This is a genomic window from Allochromatium humboldtianum, assembly GCF_013385175.1.
Classification (GTDB): Bacteria; Pseudomonadota; Gammaproteobacteria; order Chromatiales; family Chromatiaceae; genus Thermochromatium; species Thermochromatium humboldtianum.
Map to the genome: position 1 here is coordinate 313,019 of NZ_JABZEO010000004.1, position 24,542 is coordinate 337,560.

At 62.3% G+C, this 24,542-nt stretch carries 20 protein-coding genes; 6 read left to right on the plus strand and 14 right to left on the minus strand.

Annotated features, from left to right (window positions below):
• Positions 1–73 precede the first annotated feature (73 nt).
• From HW932_RS08250 to HW932_RS08265, 4 genes are read right to left on the minus strand one after another with little or no spacing between them, the layout of a single operon-like run.
• A complete protein-coding gene (locus tag HW932_RS08250) occupies positions 74–1,747 on the minus strand; it encodes a L,D-transpeptidase family protein (RefSeq protein WP_176976007.1) in 1,674 nt (557 codons plus the stop codon).
• Positions 1,748–1,756: 9 nt separating this feature from the next.
• The gene (locus HW932_RS08255; protein WP_176976008.1) at positions 1,757–3,247 is read right to left on the minus strand and encodes a SpoVR family protein; all 1,491 of its coding nucleotides are present in this window, start codon (positions 3,245–3,247) and stop codon (positions 1,757–1,759) included.
• On the minus strand, positions 3,244–4,515 hold the full coding sequence (locus HW932_RS08260; RefSeq protein ID WP_176976009.1) for a YeaH/YhbH family protein: 1,272 nt from the start codon (positions 4,513–4,515) through the stop codon (positions 3,244–3,246). The genes HW932_RS08255 and HW932_RS08260 overlap by 4 nt, the downstream gene beginning before the upstream one ends.
• Positions 4,516–4,527: 12 nt before the next feature.
• Entirely contained in the window at positions 4,528–6,450 is a 1,923-nt protein-coding gene (locus tag HW932_RS08265; RefSeq protein WP_176976010.1) for a PrkA family serine protein kinase, read from the minus strand.
• 446 nt (positions 6,451–6,896) lie between these two features.
• On the opposite strand from HW932_RS08265, the gene ilvA reads away from it, so the two are divergent.
• The 6 genes from ilvA to HW932_RS08295 all read left to right on the plus strand — a co-directional run bounded on the left by ilvA (position 6,897) and on the right by HW932_RS08295 (position 14,874).
• Positions 6,897–8,417: a threonine ammonia-lyase, biosynthetic gene (gene ilvA / locus HW932_RS08270; RefSeq protein WP_176976011.1), complete on the plus strand. Its 1,521-nt coding sequence runs from the start codon at positions 6,897–6,899 to the stop codon at positions 8,415–8,417.
• Complete coding sequence (gene tviB, locus HW932_RS08275; RefSeq protein ID WP_246296719.1) at positions 8,417–9,736, plus strand: Vi polysaccharide biosynthesis UDP-N-acetylglucosamine C-6 dehydrogenase TviB; 1,320 nt, start codon at positions 8,417–8,419, stop codon at positions 9,734–9,736. The genes ilvA and tviB overlap by 1 nt, the downstream gene beginning before the upstream one ends.
• 21 nt (positions 9,737–9,757) lie before the next feature.
• The gene (locus HW932_RS08280; RefSeq protein ID WP_176976013.1) at positions 9,758–10,759 is read left to right on the plus strand and encodes an NAD-dependent epimerase; all 1,002 of its coding nucleotides are present in this window, start codon (positions 9,758–9,760) and stop codon (positions 10,757–10,759) included.
• Between the two features lie 386 nt (positions 10,760–11,145).
• Positions 11,146–11,601: a pilin gene (locus tag HW932_RS08285; RefSeq protein WP_176976014.1), complete on the plus strand. Its 456-nt coding sequence runs from the start codon at positions 11,146–11,148 to the stop codon at positions 11,599–11,601.
• 204 nt (positions 11,602–11,805) lie between these two features.
• A complete protein-coding gene (locus tag HW932_RS08290) occupies positions 11,806–13,938 on the plus strand; it encodes a sulfatase-like hydrolase/transferase (RefSeq protein ID WP_176976015.1) in 2,133 nt (710 codons plus the stop codon).
• Between the two features lie 357 nt (positions 13,939–14,295).
• On the plus strand, positions 14,296–14,874 hold the full coding sequence (locus HW932_RS08295) for an isochorismatase family protein (RefSeq protein ID WP_176976016.1): 579 nt from the start codon (positions 14,296–14,298) through the stop codon (positions 14,872–14,874).
• A 13-nt stretch (positions 14,875–14,887) separates the two neighbouring features.
• Here the strand turns inward: HW932_RS08295 and waaA are convergent, their stop codons facing one another.
• The 10 genes from waaA to HW932_RS08345 form a co-directional block, all read right to left on the minus strand.
• A complete protein-coding gene (gene waaA, locus HW932_RS08300) occupies positions 14,888–16,165 on the minus strand; it encodes a lipid IV(A) 3-deoxy-D-manno-octulosonic acid transferase (RefSeq protein ID WP_246296720.1) in 1,278 nt (425 codons plus the stop codon).
• Between the two features lie 22 nt (positions 16,166–16,187).
• Positions 16,188–16,955 (minus strand): pyridoxine 5'-phosphate synthase, encoded by a 768-nt coding sequence (pdxJ, locus tag HW932_RS08305; RefSeq protein WP_176976018.1) that lies wholly within the window; start codon positions 16,953–16,955, stop codon positions 16,188–16,190.
• A gap of 2 nt (positions 16,956–16,957) precedes the next feature.
• Entirely contained in the window at positions 16,958–17,689 is a 732-nt protein-coding gene (recO, locus tag HW932_RS08310) for a DNA repair protein RecO (RefSeq protein WP_176976019.1), read from the minus strand.
• Between the two features lie 21 nt (positions 17,690–17,710).
• Positions 17,711–18,634, minus strand: a complete 924-nt coding sequence (gene era / locus HW932_RS08315; RefSeq protein WP_176976020.1) for a GTPase Era — start codon at positions 18,632–18,634, stop codon at positions 17,711–17,713.
• The gene (gene rnc, locus HW932_RS08320) at positions 18,627–19,304 is read right to left on the minus strand and encodes a ribonuclease III (protein ID WP_176976021.1); all 678 of its coding nucleotides are present in this window, start codon (positions 19,302–19,304) and stop codon (positions 18,627–18,629) included. Before rnc ends, era begins: the two co-directional genes overlap by 8 nt.
• The gene (locus HW932_RS08325) at positions 19,301–19,693 is read right to left on the minus strand and encodes a DUF4845 domain-containing protein (protein WP_176976022.1); all 393 of its coding nucleotides are present in this window, start codon (positions 19,691–19,693) and stop codon (positions 19,301–19,303) included. Before HW932_RS08325 ends, rnc begins: the two co-directional genes overlap by 4 nt.
• A gap of 19 nt (positions 19,694–19,712) precedes the next feature.
• Positions 19,713–20,561: a signal peptidase I gene (gene lepB / locus HW932_RS08330; RefSeq protein WP_176976023.1), complete on the minus strand. Its 849-nt coding sequence runs from the start codon at positions 20,559–20,561 to the stop codon at positions 19,713–19,715.
• A gap of 61 nt (positions 20,562–20,622) precedes the next feature.
• A complete protein-coding gene (lepA, locus tag HW932_RS08335) occupies positions 20,623–22,422 on the minus strand; it encodes a translation elongation factor 4 (protein WP_176976024.1) in 1,800 nt (599 codons plus the stop codon).
• A 173-nt stretch (positions 22,423–22,595) separates the two neighbouring features.
• Positions 22,596–24,020: a DegQ family serine endoprotease gene (locus HW932_RS08340; RefSeq protein WP_176976025.1), complete on the minus strand. Its 1,425-nt coding sequence runs from the start codon at positions 24,018–24,020 to the stop codon at positions 22,596–22,598.
• 38 nt (positions 24,021–24,058) lie between these two features.
• Positions 24,059–24,529, minus strand: a complete 471-nt coding sequence (locus HW932_RS08345; protein ID WP_176976026.1) for a SoxR reducing system RseC family protein — start codon at positions 24,527–24,529, stop codon at positions 24,059–24,061.
• Positions 24,530–24,542 lie beyond the last annotated feature (13 nt).

A 24,542-nucleotide genomic window follows, 5' to 3' on the forward strand; every position in this document is an offset into this window, starting at 1 on the left:
GTGCATTCTAATGGTCGGCCCGTTTTCGAGTCTGTGTGATCGGGGTTTGCAGGCCAGATCCAGGGCGCTACGGCTAGCGCTCACCGACATCCGAGCGCGTCAGGCGTACACTGGATTCCAACGCCGGATCGGGCGAGGTCGTTTCGAGCGGCAGGAATTCATAGGGCGCGATCCGCGTGCGCTGCACCGGCCGGTCGAGCGCCTCGGCCACCGCCGGGTCGCGACCATAGACATCGCGGCGCAGACGGAGATTGCCCTCGGCATCGGCACGCGCCGTCAGGTAATAGAGCAGTACGGGTAAAGGCTCCGACAGATTGACATAGCGCGTCTTGGCGCCCTCCAGGACGCTGTCGATGCGCGTCCGGTCCCAGCTCGACTCCTCCAGCAGCAGTTCGGCGAGTTTCATCGGATTCTGGACACGCACGCAGCCATGACTGAGGGCGCGCGCCGGACGTCCGAACAGCGCCTTGCTGGGCGTGTCGTGCATGTAGACGGCATGGCGGTTGGGGAACATGAACTTCACCCGCCCGAGCGCGTTGTCCGGTCCCGGCTGCTGGACGACGCGATAGCGCCTGTAGTCGGCCGCATTGCCACCGCTGACCCGGCGCCCCGTGCGTCGATCGATCAGGGTGTATTTGGCCGAGACGTTGCCGAGCTTCTTCTGGATCGAGACCGGCACGGTCCAGGTCGGATTGAGCACCAGATGATCGAGCCGGTCGCGGAACATGGGCGTCTGCGAATCCTCCTTGCCGACGATGACGCGCGTGCTCCAGGCGATCTCGCGGCCGCGCACCAGATGGGCCATGTAGTCGGCGACATCGACGAAGACATAGTCGGGCGGCAGATCCTCGTAGAGCCAGCGCATGCGCTCCAGATTGATCCGGATGCGCTCGACCCTGGACTCGTCGACGGGATCGTTGATTGCCGCGAGCGTTTGGGGACCGACCGCGCCGTCGGCGCCGAGACCATGACCACGCTGAAAGGCGCGCACCGCCTCGCTCAGGGCGGCATCGAAGGTCTCGGGCCGGTCGGATTCCTCGCGCTCGCCATAACCGAGCAGACGCAGACGCTCGCGCAACTGGACGACGCGCTCGCCCCGGCTGCCGAGCGACAGCACGGGTCCGCCGGGCAGCGGCGTCAGATCCTTGAGCCGACGCGCACCGGCGTAATGACTCAGGGCGCGTTTGAGATCCTGGTACCAGAAGGGCTGCTGGAAGCGTCCGTCGAGGAAATCGGCCAGATCGTCGGCCTCCAGGGCGCCGTGCATGTCGGCGATCAGACGTTCGGCCGGCAACGGCGCGCGGTCGTTCCACTTTCGGTCGATGGCGACCGGATCGAGCTTGCCGTAGCGGGTGTGATGGGCATAGCGCAATAACGCATCGCTCAGTTGCAGATCGGCGGCGAGCCGCGCGGCGCCCTGGAGTGCGTCGAGCGCACCCGGACGACTCAGCGCGCGCAGACGCTCGACGTGGAAGTCCTCGGGGCGGAAGCCTTCGGTGTCGCTCTGCTCGACGAGTTCGAGCAAGGCCTCGATCGGCGCCGGTTTGGACCAGGCCAGACTGTAGCCGCGCTGGACATAGAAATCGGCGAGCACGGCGGCCGAGAGCAGCGGCACGCCGTCGATGGCCAGCGTCCTGGACTCGCGGAACGCCTCCAGGGTCGAGGCGAGCAGTTCGCTCGCGCGCCCGGTCGCGGGCGTCATGAGGGTCAGCCAGGACAGCAGAACCAGTGGAAGCGATGCCTTCATGTCGTCAATTCAAACCTCGCCGATGAGTTCGACCCGCCCCCGGTCGTCGACCGTCTCCAGGCGCACGGTGAAGCCCCACAGACGGCGGATGTGGCGCAGCATCTCCGGCACCGAGTCGCCCAGCGGGCGGCGCTGGTGCGCGAAGTGACGCAGGGTCAGCGAGCGGTCGCCGCGCCGGTCGACATTGTAGACCTGAATGTTCGGCTCGCGCGTGCCCAGATTGTACTGTTCCGCGAGCGCCTGACGCAGGGCGCGATAGCCGCTTTCCTCGTGGATCGCCTTGACCTCCAGATGTTCCTCCAGATCGTCGTCGGTGATGGCGAACAGACGGAACTCGCGCATCAGGTTGGGCGAGAGGAACTGGGCTATGAAGCTCTCGTCCTTGAAGTTGCGCATGGCGAAGTCGAGCACCTTGATCCAGTCGCCGCCGGCGATGTCGGGGAACCAGTAGCGGTCCTCGTCCGTGGGTGACTCGCAGATGCGGCGGATGTCGCGCATCATGGCAAAGCCGAGCGCATAGGGATTGATGCCGCTGTAATAGGGCGCGTCGAACGGCGGCTGGAACACCACGCCGGTGTGCGATTGCAGGAACTCGATCATGAAGCCATCGCTGACGAGTCCGTCGTCGTACAGATGGTTCATGAGCGTGTAATGCCAGTAGGTGGCCCAGCCTTCGTTCATGACCTGTGTTTGGCGCTGCGGATAGAAATACTGCCCGATCCGCCGCACGATGCGCACGATCTCGCGCTGCCAGGGTTCGAGGAGCGGCGCGTTCTTCTCGATGAAATAAAGGATGTTCTCCTGCGGCTCCTCCGGCCAGCGCGCCTCGCTCTGCGACGCGTCGTGCTCGGCGGCCGGCGGCAGGGTGCGCCAGAGGTCGTTGATCTGCGATTGGATATAGTCCGCACGCTCGCGCTGGCGGCGCTGTTCCTCGGCCATCGACAGGGGCGAGGGTCGCTTGTAGCGGTCGACGCCGTGGTTCATCAGGGCATGGCAGGAATCGAGCAGCAGCTCGACCTCGTCATGACCGTAGCGTTCCTCGCACTGGGCGATGTACTTCCGGGCGAAGACCAGATAGTCGATGATGGCGTCCGCGCTGGTCCAGGTGCGGAACAGATAGTTGCCCTTGAAGAAGCTGTTGTGCCCGTAGCAGGCATGGGCGATCACCAGCGCCTGCATCGGCAGACTGTTCTCCTCCATCAGATAGGCGATGCAGGGATCGGAGTTGATGACGATCTCATAGGCCAGCCCCATCTGACCGCGCCGATAGGTCTGCTCGGTGGCGACGAACTGCTTGCCGAACGACCAGTGGTGGTAGTAGATCGGCAGTCCGACCGAGGAATAGGCGTCGATCATCTGCTCGGAGCTGATGACCTCGATCTGGTTGGCATAGGTGTCGAGTCCGTAGACCTCGTGGGCCAGGCGGCCGAGTTCCCGGTCGAACCGCTCCAGGAGCGGAAAGGACCACTCGGATGAGTCCGTGATGAGTCGTGTGCTCATGCCGTCTGCCTCTTGAACAACTCGCGAAAGACGGGATAGATGTCCTCGGCGCCGCCGATCTCCTGCATCGCGAAGTGCGGATGCGCGGCCATCACTTCCTCGTAGGCATACCAGAGACTCTGATGCTGGCGCGGCGTGATCTCGACATAGGCGTAATAGCGCATCAGCGGCATCAGCTTCTCGATCAGCAGGTCGCGACAGAGACTGGAGTCCGAATCCCAGTTGTCGCCGTCCGAGGCCTGGGCGGTATAGATGTTCCAGACGCTCGGGTCATAGCGCTCCTTGACCACCTCATAGGCCAGATTGAGCGCGCTCGACACCACGGTGCCGCCGGTCTCGCGCGAGTAGAAGAAATCTTCCTCGTCGACCTCCTGGGCGATGGTGTGATGACGGATGAAGACCACCTCGATCCGGTCGTAATTGCGCTTCAGGAACAGGTACAGCAGGATGAAGAAGCGCTTGGCCAGATTCTTGCGCTCCTGATCCATGGAGCCTGAGACGTCCATGATGCAGAGCATGACGGCCTGACTCGTCGGCTCGGGCAGCTTGACGAAGCTCTGATAGCGCAGATCGAAGGTGTCGATGAAGGGTAGCGCGGCGATCCGGGTCTTGAGTCGGTCGATCTCGGCGCGCAGTTCTCCGATGTGCGGGTCGGTCTCCGGAATCCCGTCGGCGAGCAGACGCGCGACCTCTTCCTCCAGCTCGCGGATCCGTGCGCGGGAGGGCGCACCGAGCGCGGTCCGCCGTGCGACCGCGCCCTTGAGTGAGCGCACCACGTCGATGTTGGTCGGCGCGCCCTGGGTCGAATAGCCGGCGCGCACCGTCTTGAACTCGGTGGTGCCGATGAGCTGGTTGCGCACCAGATTGGGCAGTTCCAGATCCTGGAACAGCAGATCCATGAACTCCTCGCGCGAGAGCTCGAAGACGAATTCATCCTCGCCCTGCCCGTCCTTGCTCGCGCGCCCCTGACCCGAACCGCCGCCCTGCCCGCCCTCGGGCCGGCGGATACGATCACCCGACTCGAACTGCTTGTTGCCGGGATGCACCATGTCGCGCACCCCGCCCTTGCCGTGATGGAACACCGGCTCCGAGATGTCGCGCGATGGGATGCCGACCTTCTCGCCGGAATCCATGTCGGTGATGCTGCGCTTGTCGACCGCGTCGGCCACGGCCCGCTTGAGCTGGGTCTTGTAACGCTTCAGGAAGCGCTGGCGGTTGACCGCACTCTTGTTCTTGCCGTTCAGACGCCGGTCGATGAAGTGTGACATAGCCGTTGCCTATTACTGCGACTTGCGCACGCGCAGATACCACTCCGAGAGCAGGCGCACCTGCTTGGGCGTGTAGCCCTTGTCGGTCATGCGGTCGACGAACTGGTCGTGCTTCTTCTTCTCGTCGACCGACGCCTTGGCGTTGAAGGAGATGACCGGCAGCAGATCCTCGGTGTTGGAGAACATCTTCTTCTCGATGACCACACGCAGCTTCTCGTAGCTGGTCCATTTCGGATTGGACCCGGCATTGTTGGCACGCGCGCGCAGCACGAAGTTGACGATCTCGTTGCGGAAGTCCTTGGGGTTGGAGATCCCAGCGGGCTTTTCGATCTTCTCCAGCTCCTCGTTGAGCATGGCGCGGTTCATCATCTCGCCGGTGTCCGGGTCGCGATATTCCTGATCCTGGATCCAGTAGTCGGCATAGGTGACATAGCGGTCGAAGATGTTCTGACCGTACTCGGCATAGGACTCCAGATAGGCCGTCTGCAACTCCTTGCCGATGAACTCGGCATAGCGCGGAGCCAGATACTGCTTGAGGAAGCCGAGATAACGCTCCTGGGTCTCGGGCGGCAGTTGCTCGCGCGCGATCTGGCGCTCCAGCACATAGAGCAGATGCACCGGGTTGGCCGCGACCTCGCTGTGGTCGAAGTTGAACACCTGCGACAGGATCTTGAAGGCAAAGCGGGTCGAGATCCCGCTCATGCCTTCGTCGACCCCGGCATAGTCGCGATATTCCTGCACCGACTTGGCCTTGGGGTCGGTGTCCTTCAGGTTCTCGCCGTTGTAGACGCGCATCTTGGAGAAGATACTGGAGTTCTCCGGTTCCTTCAGGCGCGTCAGGACCGAGAACTGCGCCATCATCTCCAGAGTACCGGGCGCGCAGGGCGAGGCCGCGAGCGAGCTGTTGCGCAACAGCTTGTCGTAGATCCGCACCTCTTCGTTCACGCGCAGGCAATAGGGCACCTTGACGATGAAGACGCGGTCGAGGAAGGCTTCGTTGTTCTTGTTGTTGCGGAAGCTCTGCCACTCGGACTCGTTCGAGTGCGCGAGGATGATGCCCTGGAACGGCAGGGCCGACAGACCCTCGGTGCCGTTGTAGTTGCCCTCCTGGGTCGCGGTCAGCAGCGGATGCAGCACCTTGATCGGCGCCTTGAACATCTCGACGAACTCCATCAATCCCTGATTGGCCCGGCACAGCGCGCCCGAATAGCTGTAGGCGTCGGCGTCGTTCTGGGCGAAGCGTTCGAGCTGACGGATGTCGACCTTGCCGACCAGCGCCGAGATGTCCTGATTGTTCTCGTCGCCCGGCTCGGTCTTGGCCACCGCGACCTGTTCCAGGATCGAGGGATAGAGCTTGACCACCTTGAACTTGGTGATGTCGCCGTTGTACTCCTGCAAGCGTTTTACCGCCCAGGGCGACATGATGGTGCGCAGGGCACGGCGCGGGATGCCGTAGTCCTCTTCCAGGATGGCGCCGTCTTCCTCGGGCGAGAACAGGCCCAGCGGCGACTCGAACACCGGCGAGCCCTGGATGGCGTAGAAGGGCCGCTCTTCCATCAGCTCCTTGAGCTTCTCGGCCAGCGACGACTTGCCGCCGCCGACCGGCCCCAGCAGATAGAGGATCTGTTTCTTCTCTTCCAGCCCCTGCGCGGCATGCTTGAGATAGGAGACCAGATGCTCGATCGACTCCTCCATGCCGTAGAACTCGGCGAAGGCCGGATAGCGCCGGATCATCTTGTTCTGGAAGATACGGCTCAGACGCGGATCGTCGCGGGTGTCGATCAGCTCCGGCTCGCCGATCGCCATCAACAACCGCTCGGCCGGGCCGGCATAGGCCGAGGGATCGGCCTTGCACAGCTCCAGATACTCGTTCAGGCTCAGCACCTCCTCGCGGGAGGCTTCGTAGCGGGCCTGATAGCGTTCGAAGATCGACATGGACTCATACCTCACTACTTGGAAACGGACGGTGGTCTTCGACCGCGTCGGGCGCGCGTGCCTGGGGTTCCGGAAGCCGGATCACCGACGCCGTCTGGATGATGTTCTTTCGATGAAGCAATGATCGAACCATCGACAGGCTAGGCTGAGTCGCGGTGCGGCGCGTGCGCGGCCTGTCGCTGGAGAAAGCTAATCCGCACCGAATTAGTGCGTCAAGCGCCCAATCCTGCCCCCATAGAGCACGCGCGTCCGGCGTGTGGTCGACCGGATCGCACCTGAAATCCACGCATGACGCACCGAATCGGGGCGTCGGAGCCTGCGTGCCGGCTTCGCCGTGACTGAATCCATAGATGGAGGCCGGAGATTGGGACTCCAAGCGCGCCGGGACGTTCCGCCGTGACGAATCCTGTACCATTACGCCATCCTGAGCCGTACCCGAGATCCGCATGCCCGATTCCTACGTCGATCGCATCCTCAAGGCGCGCGTCTACGATGTCGCCGTCGAGACCCCGCTCACGCTGGCGCCACGACTTTCGACCCGCTTGGGCAATACCGTCCTGCTCAAGCGCGAGGACTTGCAGCCGGTGTTCTCGTTCAAGCTGCGCGGGGCCTACAACAAGCTCATCCATCTCGACGCCGAGGCACGCGCGCGGGGCGTGATCGCGGCCAGCGCCGGCAATCATGCGCAGGGCGTGGCGCTCGGCGCCAGCCGGCTCGGACTCCAGGCGACCATCGTCATGCCGCGCACCACGCCGGCCATCAAGGTTCGCTCGGTGCGCGCCCATGGCGGCAAGGTGGTGCTACATGGCGATTCCTATGATGAAGCCTATGCCCATGCACGGGAGCTGGTGGACGAGAAGGGTTTGACGTTCATCCATCCCTTCGACGACCCGGACGTCATCGCCGGTCAGGGCACCATCGGCATGGAGATCCTGCGCCAGCATCCCGAGCCGCCGCACGCCATCTTCGTCCCGGTCGGCGGCGGCGGGCTGATCGCCGGGATCGCGGCCTATGTCAAATGGCTCTATCCCGAGGTCAAGATCATCGGCGTCGAGCCGGAGGACGCGCCCACGCTCCATGCCGCGCTCGCCGCCGGCGAACGGGTCGCCCTGCCCCAGGTCGGGCTGTTCGCCGATGGCGTGGCGGTGCGACTGATCGGCGAGGAGACCTTCCGTGTCGCGCGCGAACGGGTCGACGAGGTGGTGCTGGTCAGCACCGATGAGATCTGCGCGGCGATCAAGGACATCTTCGACGACACCCGAGGCATCGCCGAGCCGGCCGGGGCGCTGGCCGTGGCCGGACTCAAGCGCTGGGTCGAGACCACGGGCACGCGCGACACCCATCTGGTGGCCATCGAGAGCGGGGCCAACATCAATTTCGACCGACTGCGCCATGTCGCCGAGCGCGCCGAACTCGGCGAGCACCGCGAGGCGCTGTTCGCCGTCGAGATCCCCGAGCGTCCGGGCAGCTTCCTGAGCTTCTGCCGCGCGCTCGGCAAGCGCCAGATCACCGAGTTCAACTATCGCTATGCCGACAGCCGCCGCGCCCAGGTCTTCGTCGGCATCGAGTTGTCCAAGGGCGAGGATGAGCGCGCCGAACTGATCGCACGCTTGACCGACAAGGACTTCAAGGTGCTCGACATGACCGACAACGAAACGGCCAAGCAGCACATTCGTTTCATGGTCGGCGGCCACGCGCTGGGACTGGAGCACGAGCGGCTGGTGCGCTTCGAGTTCCCCGAGCGTCCCGGAGCCTTGCTCAACTTTCTGAGCGGACTCGGCAAACGCTGGAACATCAGCCTCTTTCATTACCGCAACCATGGCGCAGCCTATGGGCGGGTGCTCATGGGCGTGCAGATCCCGCCGGAAGATTACGCCGACTTCGCGCAATCACTCGACGGTCTGAGCTATCCGCATTGGGACGAGACCGACAACCCGGCCTACCGGATCTTCGCTGGTAACGGCTAATGCATCACCACTCAGGAGAGTACAACGTGGACGCCGCCTTTCATTCGGATCTCGCCAGCACCCGGATCGGAATTCTGGGGCTTGGCTATGTGGGGCTGCCGCTGGCCGTCGAGTTCGGCAAGCGCTACCAGACCATCGGTTTCGACATCAATGCGGCGCGGGTCGCCGAGCTGCGCGCCGGGCGCGACTCATCGCTCGAAGTCGAGCCGGACGAGCTGCGGACCGCCAGCCGACTCGAATACGCCGACGCGATCGAGTCACTCGCCGACTGTCATGTGCTGATCGTCACCGTCCCCACGCCGATCAATGCCCACAAGCAGCCGGACTTCGGTCCGCTCGAATCGGCCAGCCGCGCCATCGGCTCCATCCTCAAACCGGGCAGGATCGTCGTCTTCGAATCGACCGTGTATCCGGGAGCGACCGAAGAGGTCTGCATCCCCATCATCGAGCGCCTCTCGGGTCTGACTTACAACCGCGATTTCTACGCCGGCTACAGCCCCGAACGCATCAATCCAGGCGACAAGGCGCATCGACTGACCACCATCAAGAAAGTGACATCCGGCTCCACGCCCGAGGTCGCGCGCTTCATCGACGCGCTTTACGGCTCCATCATCACCGCCGGAACTCATCTGGCCAGCAGCATTCGCGTCGCCGAGGCGGCCAAGGTGATCGAGAACACCCAGCGCGATCTCAACATCGCCCTCATCAACGAGCTGGCGCTGATCTTCAACCGACTGGGACTGGACACGCTGGAGGTGCTGGAAGCGGCCGGGACCAAGTGGAACTTCCTGCCCTTCCGTCCCGGACTGGTCGGCGGACACTGCATCGGCGTCGACCCCTATTATCTGACCCACAAGGCCCAGGAGATCGGCTATCACCCAGAAGTCATCCTGGCCGGACGGCGCGTCAACGACGGCATGGGCGCTTATGTCGCCGGCGAGGTCATCAAGCTCATGGTGCGGCGTGGCGGCCTGACCCAGAACAGCCGCGTGCTGCTCCTGGGCCTGACCTTCAAGGAGAACTGCCCGGATCTGCGCAACACGCGCGTGGTCGACATCCTGGCCGAGTTGCAGGACTATGGTCTGAGCTGTGACGTCCACGATCCCTGGGCCAATCCAGCCGAGGCCGAGCACGAATACGGCCTGAAACTGGTGCAGCAACCCGAGCACGGCGCCTACGATGCCATCATCCTGGCCGTTGCCCATCGCGAGTTCGCCGACTGGGGCGCCGAACGTATCCGCGCCTTCGGCAAGCCGGGCGCCATCCTCTACGACGTCAAACAGTTGCTCCCGCGCGACGCGGTCGACGGACGGCTGTAATCTCAAACACTTGGAGTCTCGATGAAGATCCTGATCACCGGCAGTGCCGGTTTCATCGGTTCGGCCCTGTCACTGCGCCTGCTCGAACGCGGCGACACCGTGATCGGGGTCGACAATCTGAACGACTATTACGACGTCCGGCTCAAGGAAGCCCGGCTGGCACGCACCCTCGACCATCCGAACTACACCGACGTGCGGCTCGACATCGAGGACGGCGCCGGACTGGCCGAGGTCTTCCGCACCCATCGCCCCGAGCGCGTGGTGAATCTGGCGGCCCAGGCCGGCGTGCGCTACTCGCTCGAAAACCCCATGGCCTATGTCAACACCAATCTGGTGGGCTTCGCCAATATCCTGGAATGCTGCCGTCATCACGGCGTCGAGCATCTGGTCTATGCCTCCAGCAGCTCGGTCTATGGCGCCAACACCGAGATGCCCTTCTCGGTCCACGACAACGTCGATCATCCGCTCAGCCTCTATGCCGCGAGCAAAAAGGCCAACGAGCTGATGGCCCACACCTACAGCCATCTCTACCAGCTCCCGACCACCGGATTGCGCTTCTTCACCGTCTACGGACCCTGGGGTCGGCCCGACATGGCGCTGTTCAAGTTCACCCGCGCCATCCTCGCCGGCGAGCCGATCCAGGTCTTCAACTACGGCAAACACCGGCGCGACTTCACCTATGTCGACGACATCGTCGAAGGCGTGATCCGCGTCCTCGACCGCGTGCCCGCGAGCAACCCCGACTGGAGCGGCGCCAAGCCCGACCCGGCGAGCAGCCGCGCCCCCTACCGCGTCTACAACATCGGTAACAACCAGCCGGTCGAACTGATGGAATACATCGCCGTCCTGGAACAGTGCCTGGGCCGCAAGGCCGAAATGGAGATGCTGCCGCTACAACCCGGCGATGTCCCCGACACCTTCGCCGATGTCGCCGATCTCGTCCGGGACACCGGCTACAAACCCGGCACGCCGGTGGCCGAGGGCGTGGCGCGATTCGTGGAGTGGTATCTGGACTTCTATTGAATGGGGGCGCCTTGTTGCGGCTGGCGACGCGCAATACGTCCGATTTCACGGATATCGACGGGTCGATCCATGGTTGTGGCGCGGCGCAACGATCGCTCAGGAGCAAAAAACAGGTGTGACATCGGCCTGCATTTTTCACTGGGTGGAGTGACAGGATCGGGGACTGTCATTGAGGGGTGCGACAAAGGCATGGGTGGGTAGATAGTGAAAGTGTGATATCGATCACAGGAAAACCCTGGATTTAGGCCATTGATGCCTAATTCGCTGCATAAATGATGCTTGGCACGTAAGCTGCTCTATGGCGTGCGGAAGGTCGTGAAGGCAAAAGCAAGTCGCATTTGGCCTTCCATTTCAGGCGACGTTCATCATCCATAGCGGAGAAAATTATGAAAAAGTATCAGCAAGGCTTCACCTTGATCGAACTCATGATCGTGGTGGCGATTGTCGGTATTCTAGCAGCTATTGCATTACCAGCTTATCAAGATTATATGATGCGTGCACGAGTAGCGGAGGGTTTGAGCTTTGCTTCTGCTGCTAAAGTCACTGTTGGGGAAAATGCATTCAACGCTTCTGATGACTTAACGCTTGGCTGGACAGAGCCGGTTGCAACAAAGAATGTTGAGTCAGTTGGTGTAGATGCTAACACGGGAGTAATTACCGTTACTTATACTGCCGCTGCTTGTGGTGGTACGATCGAGTTTGCACCGGCAGATGCTGCAGGAGCTGCTCTTGCGGCAGGTACGGTACCAGATGGGCAGATCGTCTGGGATTGCACGGGCGGTGACTTGGACGCAAAGTGTCGTCCGGCTGAGTGTCGCGGCGGAGCCGGAGGTGGAAGCTAATAACAATTTTGCTAACTAGCGCATAATTCACGTATCCGCTGGTTGACCATCAAGCTGACAGCGCAAACTTCATAATATAATATCGTGTCTTGATTAAGCCGCCCTTGGGTAAAACTGGGGCGGTTTTTTTCTACTCCAAATCCCAATGATTCCCTTGGTCTTTTAATAATTTGGTATTATATACATCAAAAAAAAGAGTTGCCCATGCAAGATAATCAGATTATTCGTGCCAGCAAAGCGCCAAGCAATGCCATTATTTATTTGAATTTGATAGCTATCATTTTTTCGCTGCTTATCGCAATAAAAAGCGTGACACTTACAGCAACCCTTGATCTGGTGGGCGGCAAAGCTTTGCCATCAGCCGTCGGCGGCGTGCTTGGTTCGCCTGGGCTTCAGTTGGATCTGTTAGGTTTTCTGCTTTCTTATATAGGAATCCATCTAGCACTAGCTACCAGTTGGTATTTTCTTTGGCTACCGATCGATCGACGATTAACAATTGATTCACGCCAAAGACACTTGGTTGCATTGCTTTCATTTTTTCCAATCCTATTCTGGATCCTGCTATTAAACAATTACTTATATCCCAATTCTGGATTTTCTTTCTCCAATCAATTCGCATCTTTTAGTTGGGCACCAGATTTTCTCCTAATCATCACAACAACATACTTAATCGCCGTAATTCTTAACGCCGTGGCTCTAACCATGCGCTCTATGCACTCTCTGTCATTGGCATCGCCTCGTTTCTGGCAGACCAGCACGGTAGCGGTTTCCATCGTTAGTATCGCTGTTACATTGCTTGTGGTACCGTTCTCGCTCGCATCGTTCCATGCGAGCAAAATTGTGCGTGAAAAACCAGACATCATTTTAATCGGCGTAGACAGCCTGCGCACTGATCACATTGGTTTTTTGAACGGGTCTAGCCAAATAAGTCTCACCCCCAACATAGATCAACTACTCGCCGAGGCTGCCGTTGTTAAAGATGCCTGGACGCCTTTAGCGCGCACCTTCCCTGCCTGGGTAAGCATCCTTACCGGGAAATATCCAGGAACACACGGTGCTTTTTATAACCTAATGCCTCGCCACCAAGTCGATGATAGCGTCAGTCTTTCCCACCAGCTTGGCCAAATCGGTTATCAGCGAATCTTTGGGATTGATGAAACTCGTTTTTCAAATATCGATGAAAGCTACGGTTTCGATCAAGTGATTAGCCCAAGGATCGGCGCCGGGGATTTTCTGCTAGGAACGTTTACTGATTTGCCCGTCGTTAACTTGCTCGCCAATACGTATCTAGGACGCTGGCTTTTTCCGCATGCTTACATGAATAGAGCTTTGCCGCTCATTTATGACCCTCAAAAATTTGATCTGGAGCTACGCACTGCCATCACAAAAATTGATCAGAAAAAACCGCTTTTCATGGCTGTTCATTTTGAGCTTCCTCATTTTCCTTACTCTTGGGTCGAAGTTGATCAGCTTTATTCAGAATTCCCAGCCAGTCTTTCCGGGGTCTCCCCTAAAATCTATCAAGCAGCAGTTAGACGAGCTGATCGGCAGGTGGCGGCATTGCTTCAATCTCTTGAGAGTGCTGGTCGCTTAGAGAATGCGATTGTGGTGTTTCTATCAGATCATGGCGAGGCATTCAGTAGTTCGGAACCGTCATGGATAGGGCAAAACAGGCCATCTCGCACGGTATCAGCATATGGTTTGCACGGTACAAATGTGATGAGCGAGGCGCAATACCGCGTCATGTTAGGATTTCGTGGCTACGGATACCAGAAAGGAAAAGTAAAGCAGGGCTTGATCTCCGATGTCACCGCATCACTCGTTGATATCCGCCCAACTCTACATCAGTGGCTAGAGTTGCCGCCCCCCCTTAGATTAAAGGTAGAAGGTCTTTCTCTGTTTTCCGCTCTCTGCGGCGAATCATCTGCTTTGCTACAAGAGCGTATCATTTCGCTAGAAACAGGTTTTTCCTTGCCAAGTATGCAGGCCAAATATCCCGATACAGCTCAAATCGCTCAAGAGGGTGCCATATATTATTCCATCGACCGAGATGGTCGCTTGGCACTTAAAGAATTCTTGCTGCCTGCATTGCTGGCGGATAAACAACGTGCGGCTTTGTCCGGTCATTGGCTACTAGCAGCATTGCCGGGGCCGCGCGAGAACGAGCCGTGGGATTTGTTACTTGCGGACCTAAAGCACCACCAATATTGGGATGCCCGCGCCAACAACCATATTCCCAACGAAGCGCCGATGGATGCATTACTCACTGAGATTTGTCAGCGATTTGATGTGCGGGGTGTTGATGCAGACTCCTTTCTGACAGAGTGTGAACTGTAATAATAGGTGCAGTCTGATCGACTCGCCCCCAGCATTCCGGTGACGAGCCGCTGATGGATGTCGGCAAAACTTGACAAAGGAACCGCCTCACTCATGACGCACTGGTCATAATACCGACCTGGATGCCTCGGGCAATCGCTTCATCGTCACCCAAAACCGAACCTGAACGACTTCCGGCGTATATCTGCGTACCGAACCTGCGATCGCCACATCCATTGAAAAACCAAATCCTTGCTCAAAACAAGGCCAATGATGCAAACTCCGTCGATCCCCAGGGCGCCGTATCCGGCGACGGCCGGAGCTTGGCGCCGCCTGGGTATGTCGATTGCCAAAAAACGATCTTTGGAGGACAACATCATGAGTACCCATCAAGCCCAGATGCCGCTGTGCCAGCGGGCCTTTTCGCAACTGCTCATCATCGACGCGCAGGAGCGGCTGGCCGCCGCGATGCCGGCGGATGAACTGGACAGAGTCGTCGACAACATCAACCGCCTGATAACGGCCGCCAAGATCCTGGACATCCCGGTGATCGCGACCCAGCACAACTCCAAGGGACTCGGACCCATCATCGAGACCATCCGCGCCAATATGCCGATGGTCCACGAGCCGACCGAGAAGACCGCCTTCTCCTGCTGCACCGCGCCCGGATTCGAGCGCAACATCTCATCGCATCCGGATCGGCGCCAACTGATCGTCGTCGGCATGGAGGCGCATATCTGTATCGCCCAGACCGTCTCCGGCCTGCAACGCTGGGGCTATCAGGTCTTCGTGCCGAGCGACGCCATCATCTCGCGCAAGACCGCCCATAAGGAGAACGTGCTCGACCGGATGCGTTCTTGCGGCATCCAGGTCGTCTGTACCGAATCGGTTGGCTTCGAATGGCTGGGTGATTCGACCGACGCGCAGTTCCGCGACGTCTGGTCGCTGTTCAAATAGCCGACGGTACGAGCTAGGGCGCGAGCGCCGCCAGCAGGCGCTCCAGCGCTCCACGATTGCGCTCGACCACATCACGCCCACAGGCCCCCATTCGAGCGCGACGCTCCGGATCGTCGAACAGATCGATCAAACAGCGACCCAAGGTCTCGACATCCTCGACCCGTTCGGCCGCTCCCGCCTCATACAGCATCCGCGCAATGGCCGCGAAGTTGAAGGTATGGGGTCCGAGGACGACCGGGATGCCCGAGGCCGCCGCCTCCAGCGGGTTGTGCCCGCCTCTCGGCACCAGGCTGCCGCCGATGAAGGCCAGATCGCCGGCCGCCAGAAAACAGGTCAACTCACCCATGCTGTCGCCGAGATAGACGGCTTCGCCCGGCGCGGCCGCCCTTTCCTGACTACGACGCACGAACGCCAAGCCCTGACGCGCGATGAGTGCGGCCACGGTGTCGAAACGTTCGGGATGACGCGGCACCAGCACCAACAGTGCATCGGGCCGATGCGCCAGCAGACGCTGGTGAGCCTGGAGCACCTGGATCTCCTCCCCCTCATGGGTACTGGCGGCCACCCAGACCGGACGTCCCTCGCCCCACAGACGGCGCATCTCGCCGGCGCGCGTCGCGAGATCCTCGGGCTGAACCAGATCGAACTTGAGACTCCCCATGACCTGAACACGCGCGCGCGGCGCGCCCAGGGCGACGAACCGTTCGGCATCGGCCGGCGCCTGGGCGGCGATGAGCGCGAAACGCGCCAGTGTCGGGCGTGTCAGGCGCGCCAGCCGCGCATAACCGCGCGCCGAACGCTCCGACAGCCGCGCATTGACCAGGGCCACCGGAATACCGCGTCGGTCGAGCGCCGCGAGCATGTTGGGCCAGATTTCGGTCTCCATGACGATGACGAGCCGGGGCGCGACACGCTCGATGAAGCGCGCCATCAGGCTCGGTAGATCGAAGGGGGTATAGTGGTGAGCGACACGCTCGCCGAAGAGCGCCCGCAGGCGTTCGGCGCCCGTGGGCGTGGTCGTCGTCACCAGGATCGCGCGCGTCGGCTCGGATTCCAGCAGACGCCGGATCAGGGGTTCGGCGGCCTGGACCTCGCCCACCGAGACGGCGTGAATCCAGATATCAGCCTTTGACTTTCGGGCCTCGCCCTCCCCTTTCCGGCCAGCGTTCCAGACCAGCCGCTCACCGATCCGCTGCCGGTAGGCCGGTTGCGTGCGACCGCGCCAGTAGAGCCGCGCCAGCACCAGCGGCAGCGCCAGACGCCACAGCGCGGTATAGAGCCTAAGCGCCATGCCGCCGCTCATCCCCATCCCGTCAGACGGGGCGGCGCCCGGCGGCGGCGCGCTCCATGACGTCCTTCATGTCACGCACCGCCCGGTCGAGTCCCGAAAAGAGGGCGCGCGCGATGATCGAATGCCCGATGTTGAGCTCGCACACACCCGGAATCGCGGCGATCGCCTTGACGTTGTGGTAGTCGAGTCCGTGGCCGGCGTTGACCTGGAGTCCGAGCGACAGCCCCAGTGCGACGGCTGAGCGAATCCGCTCCAACTGGGCCTCGCGCTCGACCGGATCACGCGCGTCGGCATAGTGTCCGGTATGGATCTCGATCACCGGAGCGCCGACCGCGTGCGCGGCCTCGATCTGGACCGGATCGGCGTCGATGAAGAGGGAGACGCGAATGCCGGCCTCGGCCAGCCGAGTGCAGAACGCGCGCATCTCGTCCTGACGGCTGGCCACGTCCAGTCCGCCCTCGGTGGTCAGTTCCTCGCGCCGCTCGGGCACCAGACAGCAATCGGCCGGACGGATTCGGCAGGCAATGGCCGCCATCTCGGGGGTGACAGCCATCTCCAGATTCATGCGCGTTTGCAGGATGTCGCGCAACATCTCGACGTCGCGGTCCTGGATATGACGCCGGTCCTCGCGCAGATGGAGCGTGATGGCGTCCGCGCCGGCCTGCTCGGCCACCAGCGCGGCCTGGATCGGTTCGGGATAGCGGGTGCCGCGCGCCTGACGCACGGTGGCCACATGGTCGATGTTGACGCCGAGCAGGATCTCGGATGGGGTCTGTGAGAGGGATGACATGGCTATTTCTCGTCAATGGGTTCCGTGGCGAACCAGCGTCGATAGAGTTCGCGACTCTTGAGCGGTCGATCGCCCAGATGGGGTTCCAGCACATGGCGCAACAGGGCACGCGCTTCGCGTCGCTGCTCGTCGGCGAGCGGTTGGTCGTGCGCGAGCGCCAGCAGGGTCGCGCCCGAGACGCGGGGTCCAAGTGCCGACGCGGACGGACGGCACGGACCACGCTCGCGCTCGTAGACATAGACGGCCTCGGCGGCCACAGGCGCGCCATCGTCGACGACCCGATCGAGCCTCAGCCCATAGCCAAGTTCGGCCAGTAGCCGGCACTCGAAATGGCGTAGCGGTGTCTCCAGATCGCCATCCTCGGCCAGATGCGACAGCGTCGACTGGTAGAAGACGAACAGCGCATCATGGGGATCGTGACGCGCCAGCATCCGCAACAGCAGTTCGTTGAGATAGAAGCCCGCCAGCAGTGACGCGCCCTGGAGCCTGAGCGGCGCACCGGCTTCCTCGACGACGGTCAGGGTCCGCACCTCGCCGCGCCCGGTCATCGCCAGCCACAGCGGCTGGAAGGGCTGCAAGAGCGCGCTCGCCGTCTGACGGGGGCGGCGCGCGCCCTTGGCGATGGCCGCGCAACGACCCTGCCCCGCGCCCAGGATCTCCAGCAACAGGCTGGTATTGCCATACTCGCGCCGATGGAGCACGAAGGCCAGGAACAGGTCGTGACGAGACGACACACGCGCCGCCGGGCGATCGAATCAGTCGTGATAGCCGAGCGTGGAGAGCGCCGACTCGTCGCTCGACCAGCTCTTCTTGACCTTGACCCAGACCTCCAGATGCACCGGACAGTCGAACAGCTTCTGCATCTCCAGCCGCGCCTGGGTGGCCACGGCCTTGAGCGCCTCACCGTGCTTGCCGATGATGATGCCCTTCTGACCCGGCCGCTCGACCCAGATCAGCGCATGGATCAGATAGCGGCCATCGGCCATCTCGAAGCGCTCGATCTCGACCGTGGTGCAATAGGGCAATTCCTTGCCGTAACGCTGCATCAACTGCTCGCGCACCAGCTCGGCGGCGAAGAAACGCTCAGAACGGTCGGTGAGCTGATCCTCGGGGAAGACCGGCTCGCCCTCGGGCAGCGACTCGACGATCAGTCGCTCCAGGGTCTCGACCTGATCGCCCTTGGTCGCTGAGACCAGGACGACATGACGGAACGCATGACGTTCGCCGAGTGCTTGCAGATAGGGCAGCAGGCTCGACTTCTCGGCGATCCGGTCGACCTTGTTGACGACCGCGATCACGGGCACGCCGGCCGCCGCGATCGCCTCCAGCGCCTTGGCGTCCTCCTCGGTCCAGCGTCCGGCCTCGACCACCAGCAGCGCCAGATCGGTATCGGCGACGGCGGCACGCGCGGCACGGTTGAGATAGCGATTCAGCGCACTGCCGCCGCGCTCGTGGATGCCGGGCGTGTCGACGAACAGGATCTGCCCCCCGGCGCGGGTCTTGATGCCCAGGATCGCGTGTCGGGTGGTCTGCGCCTTGTGCGAGGTGATGGCGAGCTTCTGACCCAGGATGCGATTCAACAGGGTCGACTTGCCGACATTGGGCCGACCGATGATGGCCACGGTGCCGCAGCGACTCACGACGGAAGCACTCGATTCGTTGGGGTTCGACTCAGCCATGCAGGATACGCTCCAGCATGGATTCGGCGGCGGCCTGCTCGGCACGGCGCCGACTGGTCCCGGTTCCGCGTGTCGTCACATCGGCATCCTGGAGCTGACAGCTCACAATGAAGGTTTGATCGTGCTGGTCGCCGTCGATCGACAGCACCAGATATTCGGGCAGGGGGCGCTTGTAGGACTGAAGCCACTCCTGCAAGCGGGTCTTGGGATCCTTGCCGGCGCGCTCGGCGTCGGTCTGTTCGAGCCGGGCGGCGAAGAGTTCGAGCACCACGGTACGCGCGCGTTCGAAGCCGGCATCCAGATAGACCGCGCCCAGCACGGCCTCCAGCGCGTCGGCCAGGATCGAGTCGCGCGCATGACCGCCGGTGCGCAGTTCTCCGGCCCCGAGCCGCAACGAGTCGCCGAGTTTCAGATCACGCGCCAGCCGCGCCAGCGACTCGCGCTTGACCAGTGAGGCGCGCATCCGGCTCAGCGTCCCCTCGTCGGCCTTGGGAAAGCGCTCCCAGAGCGCCTCGGCGATGACGAACCCGATCAGGGCATCGCCGAGGAATTCGAGCCGCTCGTTGTTGGATGAGCCGACGCTGCGATGCGTGAGGGCCTGGATCAGCAGTTCCTCACGGGTGAAACGGTGCCCGAGCGCCTGGGCGAGTCGACGCGGATCGGCGTTCACTCTGGACCGACTTCGATCTGATGGCTGAACGAGACGACCGCGTCGACGTTGAAGAACAGATGCACCCGTTCCTCATACGCCAGACTCACCTGGAAGCGCTCCCCGTCGATCCGCTCGACCTCGAAGTCGCTGCCCTTGATGTTTTCGATCGAGTTGATATAGAGCCGCTTCTCGATGGACATCACGATCCCGCGTGCACCACCCTCCTGGCTCGGGTCGATCTGTTGCGCCGACTCCTCCATGATCGAGCGCACGGTCCAGAAATTCAGATAGAGCGGACCGACCTTGAACACGATGGTGCCGAAGAAGGCCGCCAGGGCGATGAGGACGATCATGAACAGAAAACCAGCGCCACGTTGACGCTTGGCCAATCCGGTTGTCATGGACATCTGTTGTGAACCTCGCGGTTTATTCGATTCCATCCCACAGACGCGACCAGGCGATGGGGAAGCCATCACGCGCGCCATCCCAATGCATCCAGATCGCGAACGCCTTGCCGACCAGATTCTCTTCCGGCACGAAGCCCCAGCAACGGCTGTCGTTGCTGTTGTCACGGTTGTCGCCCATGACGAAATAATGCCCCTCGGGAACCTCGACCGGGCCGAATGCCAGCTTCTGGCAGCCGAAGGGCAGATCGGGCGCGGCCGGACGGGTCAGGATGGAGTGTTCGACCGTGCCGAGACTTTCCAGCGCCTCGCGCGCGCCTGTCATTTCCGAGCCCGAACCGACGCCGGTATAGGCGCCGACCGGCAGCTGGCCGACCGGCTCGCCGTTGATGTAAATGGTCTTGTTGCGATAGCCGATCACGTCGCCTGGCACGCCGACGACGCGCTTGATGTAGTCGGTGCGGGGGTCGAGCGGGAACTTGAACACCACCACATCGCCGCGCTGCGGTTCGCCGAGATCAAGGAACTTGACGTTGAGCACCGGCAGCCGCAGACCATAGGAGAATTTGTTGACCAGAATGAAGTCGCCGGTCAAGAGGGTCGGCATCATCGAGTTCGACGGAATACGGAACGGCTCGACCAGGAAGGAGCGCAGCACCAGCACCGCGAAGATGACGGGAAAAAAGGAGCGCGCGTACTCGACCAGCACCGGCTCCTTGGCGATGGGCCGGCCATCCTCGGTCAGGGTCTTGCCGCCGGCGGCCGCGATCGCGGCACGGCGGCGCGGTGCAAACACCAGTGCGTCGAGCAACCAGATGCCGCCGGTCAGGAACGAAGCCAGGACGAGAAAAGCCGGAAAGTCGAATGTCATTGTGAACCGCGTCTCCTTGAGCTAGGCGTGGTTTTTTAAGTCTGGAATCGGGTTGCCGGTCTCAGTCCTTGCCGCTCTGGAGCACGGCCAGGAAGGCTTCCTGCGGGATGTCGACCTTGCCGACCTGCTTCATGCGCTTCTTGCCTTCCTTCTGCTTCTCCAGCAGCTTGCGCTTGCGCGTGGCATCGCCGCCGTAGCACTTGGCGGTCACGTTCTTGCGCAGCGCCTTGACCGTGGAGCGAGCGATGATCTTGGAGCCGATCGCCGCCTGGATCGCGACCTCGAACATCTGGCGCGGGATCAGATCCTTCATGCGTTCGGTGACATCGCGCCCGCGCGTCTGCGACAGCGAGCGGTGGACGATGGACGAGAGCGAATCGACCTTGTCGCCGTTGATGAGCACATCGAGCTTGACCAGATCCGATGGCTGAAAGCGCTTGAACTCGTACTCGAAGGAGGCGAACCCACGGCTGCACGACTTGAGCCGGTCGAAGAAGTCGAGCACGACTTCGCTCATCGGCAGTTCATAGGTCACTTGCACCTGACCGCCCAGATACTGGATGTTCTTCTGGATGCCGCGCTTCTCGATACAGAGATTGATGACCGCGCCCAGATAGTCCTGCGGGGTGAGGATATGAGCCTCGATGATCGGCTCGCGGATCTCGCGGATCTGGGACGGATCGGGCAGCTCGGCCGGATTGTCGATGCGCACCGTCTCGCCGTCGGCGCGCAGGACTTCGTACACCACGGTCGGCGCGGTGGTGATGAGATCGAGATCGTACTCGCGCTCCAGGCGTTCCTGGATGATCTCCATGTGCAGCATCCCGAGGAAGCCGCAGCGGAAACCGAAGCCGAGCGCCTGCGAGACCTCAGGCTCATAATTGAGCGCCGCATCGTTCAGACGCAGCTTGCCGAGCGCCTCGCGCAGATCTTCGTAGTCGTCCGAGACCACGGTATAGAGTCCGGCGAAGACGCGCGGGCGCATCTCCTTGAAGCCGGGCAGCTTCTCGCCCGGACGATCCGGCAATGTGATGGTATCGCCGACCGGCGCGCCGTCGATCTCCTTGATGCCGGCGATCATGTAGCCGACCTCGCCGGCGCGCAGCGTGTCGCGCTCGGTCTTCTTGGGCGTGAAGACGCCGACGTTGTCGACCTGATGGGTGCGTCCGGTCGAGACCATCAGCACCTTGTCGCGGCGGCGGATCTCGCCGTTCATCACCCGCACCAGCGACACCACGCCGACATAGGGGTCGAACCAGGAATCGATGATGAGCGCCTGGAGCGGCGCGGCGACATCGCCCTTGGGCGGCGGGATGCGCGCGACCAGCGCTTCGAGCAGATCCGGGATGCCGACGCCGGTCTTGGCGCTCACCCGCAGCGCGTCCTCGGCCTCCAGGCCGATGATCTCCTCGATCTCCTTGATGACGCGCTCCGGCTCGGCGGACGGCAGGTCGATCTTGTTGAGGACCGGCAGCACTTCCAGCCCCTGCTCGATGGCCGTGTAGCAGTTGGCCACACTCTGCGCCTCGACGCCCTGAGCCGCATCGACCACCAGCAGCGCACCCTCACAGGCCGCCAGCGAGCGCGAGACCTCGTAGGAGAAGTCGACGTGACCTGGAGTGTCGATGAAGTTGAGCTGATAGGTCTCGCCGTCGCGCGCCTGATAGTTGAGCGTGACGCTCTGGGCCTTGATGGTGATGCCGCGCTCGCGTTCGATATCCATCGAGTCCAGCACCTGGCTGGACATCTCGCGCTCGGTCAGGGCGCCGCTGATCTGGATGAAGCGATCGGCGATCGTCGACTTGCCATGGTCGATGTGCGCGATGATCGAGAAATTGCGGATATGACTGAGGTCGGTCATCGATAACCTAACGGGGTGATCCAGAGGGAAAGGCAGGCGAGACCACGCGGGCGCGTGAGGCATGGAGTCCGGCGCGGCGTGGAAAACAGCGCGCCATGATACCAGATGCGGCGTCCCGGCGTATCCGATCACGCGCCGCCGCCCTCCCCGGCCGGCGGCGCGTGCGTCGACGCTCAGGACTTGGGCAGCTTGAGCGCGTAGAACATCCGGGTATCGCCGCGCTGCACCAGCACGGCGGTCGCGCGTCCAGGTTCGATGGCGCCCAGAATGCGTTCGAAGTCGGCGAGGTTGCCGACGGGCTGATTGTCGAGCATCAGGATCACATCGCCCGCGCTCAGACCGGCGGACGCCGCCGGCCCCTGATCGACCGACTCGATCAGCACCCCGCCCGGCTCGATCTCGAACTGACGGCGCATCTCGGGCGTCAGATCACGCACCACCACACCGAGACGGTTGGCCTCGGGCTTGTCGGTCGGCCCCGGCTCAGCGGCCAACTGATCGTCCTCGGGCAGTTCCTGGATCTTGATCGTCAGCTCGATCCGCTCGCCGCGACGCAGCACCACCAGACCGGCGCTCTCGCCCACGGGCGTGGCGCCGACCAGGGGCGGCAGACTGCTGGAGGTCGGCACATCACGTCCGTTGTAGGAGAGGATCACATCACCCGGTTGCAGACCGGCCACCGCCGCCGGGCTGTCGGGCAGCACCTGGGCCACCAGGGCGCCGCGCGGCTGCGGCATCCCGAACGATTCGGCCAGCTCGCGTGTCACGTCCTGGATCAGCACGCCCAGCCAGCCGCGACTGACGCGCCCCTTGGTCTTGAGCTGCTCGACCACGTCCATGGCCACCTCGATCGGGATGGCGAACGAGAGCCCCATGAAACCGCCGGTGCGGCTGTAGATCTGACTGTTGACCCCAACCACCTCGCCGTCGAGATTGAACAGCGGTCCGCCCGAGTTGCCGGGATTGATGGCCACATCGGTCTGGATGAAGGGCACATAGTTCTCGCTCGGCAGACTGCGGCCCTTGGCGCTGACGATGCCGGCGGTGGCCGAAGACTCGAAGCCGAAGGGCGAGCCGATGGCCAGCACCCATTCACCGACCTGGAGATCCTTGCCCGAGCCGATGCGTGCCGTTGGCAGCCCCTCGGCCTCGACCTTGAGCAGGGCAATGTCACTGCGCTTGTCGGTGCCGATCAGTTTGGCGACGAACTCACGCCGGTCGCTGGTACGCACGATGATCTCCTCGGCGCCCTCGACGACGTGCGAGTTGGTGAGTACATAGCCGTTACCGGAGACGATGAAGCCGGAGCCGAGCGAGCGCGATTGCAGATCGTCCTCGGGGATCGGCCCCTCCTCGTCGAAGAAGCGCCGGAACAGATCCTCGAGCGGGCTGCCTTCGGGCAGATTCGGGATCGAATATTGCTGAAGGCGTTGAGCGATCGAGGACGACTGCTTGGTGCTGATGTTGACCACAGCCGGGCCGTTCTCGGCAACCAGCCGGGTGAAGTCGGGTAGATCCCGCCCGAACACTGGGCCGACGGCCGGCAGGCAGACCAGCAGAACGGCTAGGGCGAGCGACAGTCTGGATGTGGCGCGCATGAATACTCCGAATCGATAGGGTCTGTAGGATCGCGATCCTAGTGCGTCTCGGACAGGGTCACGGAGACTCGTCCATCCAAGCGCCTCAGGATCACAGGTTGACGTTCGGGGCGTTGAGTCAACGCTACACTGTAGCCGCGCAGCCACCAGAACGCCAGCGCCAGCCCGATCAAAGCGCCCAGGACGCTGGCGACCTCGGGGTGCGCGCCGCCGAAGCGCTCGCCGAGCGTAGCCCCGATGATCAAACCCAGGATCGGCGCCAGATAGGCGGCCGCCGCCGTGCGCAGCAACCCCTGCTCGCTGAGTCCGACCACGACCTCGTCGCCGACCTGGGCGCCGATCGGATTGCGCGCCAGCAATTCGACCGGATGGCGCCCGAAGACCCGCTCCAGGAGCGAGGTGCCACAGGCATTGTTGACGCTGCACTGACCGCAGGCGCTACGCCGCTCGGCCGTGACGCGCGCCTGATCGCCGACGAGGGCGATGATGCGACCACGTTCTTCGATCATGGTATCTGGAGTC

Excerpts from the sequence above, each read along its gene's own strand:
- HW932_RS08250 (WP_176976007.1), bottom strand. The coding sequence starts at position 1,747 with ATGAAGGCATCGCTTCCACTGGTTCTGCTGTCCTGGCTGACCCTCATG.
- HW932_RS08255 (WP_176976008.1), bottom strand. The coding sequence starts at position 3,247 with ATGAGCACACGACTCATCACGGACTCATCCGAGTGGTCCTTTCCGCTC.
- HW932_RS08260 (WP_176976009.1), bottom strand. The coding sequence starts at position 4,515 with ATGTCACACTTCATCGACCGGCGTCTGAACGGCAAGAACAAGAGTGCG.
- HW932_RS08265 (WP_176976010.1), bottom strand. The coding sequence starts at position 6,450 with ATGTCGATCTTCGAACGCTATCAGGCCCGCTACGAAGCCTCCCGCGAG.
- ilvA (WP_176976011.1), top strand. The coding sequence starts at position 6,897 with ATGCCCGATTCCTACGTCGATCGCATCCTCAAGGCGCGCGTCTACGAT.
- tviB (WP_246296719.1), top strand. The coding sequence starts at position 8,417 with ATGCATCACCACTCAGGAGAGTACAACGTGGACGCCGCCTTTCATTCG.
- HW932_RS08280 (WP_176976013.1), top strand. The coding sequence starts at position 9,758 with ATGAAGATCCTGATCACCGGCAGTGCCGGTTTCATCGGTTCGGCCCTG.
- HW932_RS08285 (WP_176976014.1), top strand. The coding sequence starts at position 11,146 with ATGAAAAAGTATCAGCAAGGCTTCACCTTGATCGAACTCATGATCGTG.
- HW932_RS08290 (WP_176976015.1), top strand. The coding sequence starts at position 11,806 with ATGCAAGATAATCAGATTATTCGTGCCAGCAAAGCGCCAAGCAATGCC.
- HW932_RS08295 (WP_176976016.1), top strand. The coding sequence starts at position 14,296 with ATGAGTACCCATCAAGCCCAGATGCCGCTGTGCCAGCGGGCCTTTTCG.
- waaA (WP_246296720.1), bottom strand. The coding sequence starts at position 16,165 with ATGGCGCTTAGGCTCTATACCGCGCTGTGGCGTCTGGCGCTGCCGCTG.
- pdxJ (WP_176976018.1), bottom strand. The coding sequence starts at position 16,955 with ATGTCATCCCTCTCACAGACCCCATCCGAGATCCTGCTCGGCGTCAAC.
- era (WP_176976020.1), bottom strand. The coding sequence starts at position 18,634 with ATGGCTGAGTCGAACCCCAACGAATCGAGTGCTTCCGTCGTGAGTCGC.
- HW932_RS08325 (WP_176976022.1), bottom strand. The coding sequence starts at position 19,693 with ATGTCCATGACAACCGGATTGGCCAAGCGTCAACGTGGCGCTGGTTTT.
- lepB (WP_176976023.1), bottom strand. The coding sequence starts at position 20,561 with ATGACATTCGACTTTCCGGCTTTTCTCGTCCTGGCTTCGTTCCTGACC.
- lepA (WP_176976024.1), bottom strand. The coding sequence starts at position 22,422 with ATGACCGACCTCAGTCATATCCGCAATTTCTCGATCATCGCGCACATC.
- HW932_RS08340 (WP_176976025.1), bottom strand. The coding sequence starts at position 24,020 with ATGCGCGCCACATCCAGACTGTCGCTCGCCCTAGCCGTTCTGCTGGTC.
- HW932_RS08345 (WP_176976026.1), bottom strand. The coding sequence starts at position 24,529 with ATGATCGAAGAACGTGGTCGCATCATCGCCCTCGTCGGCGATCAGGCG.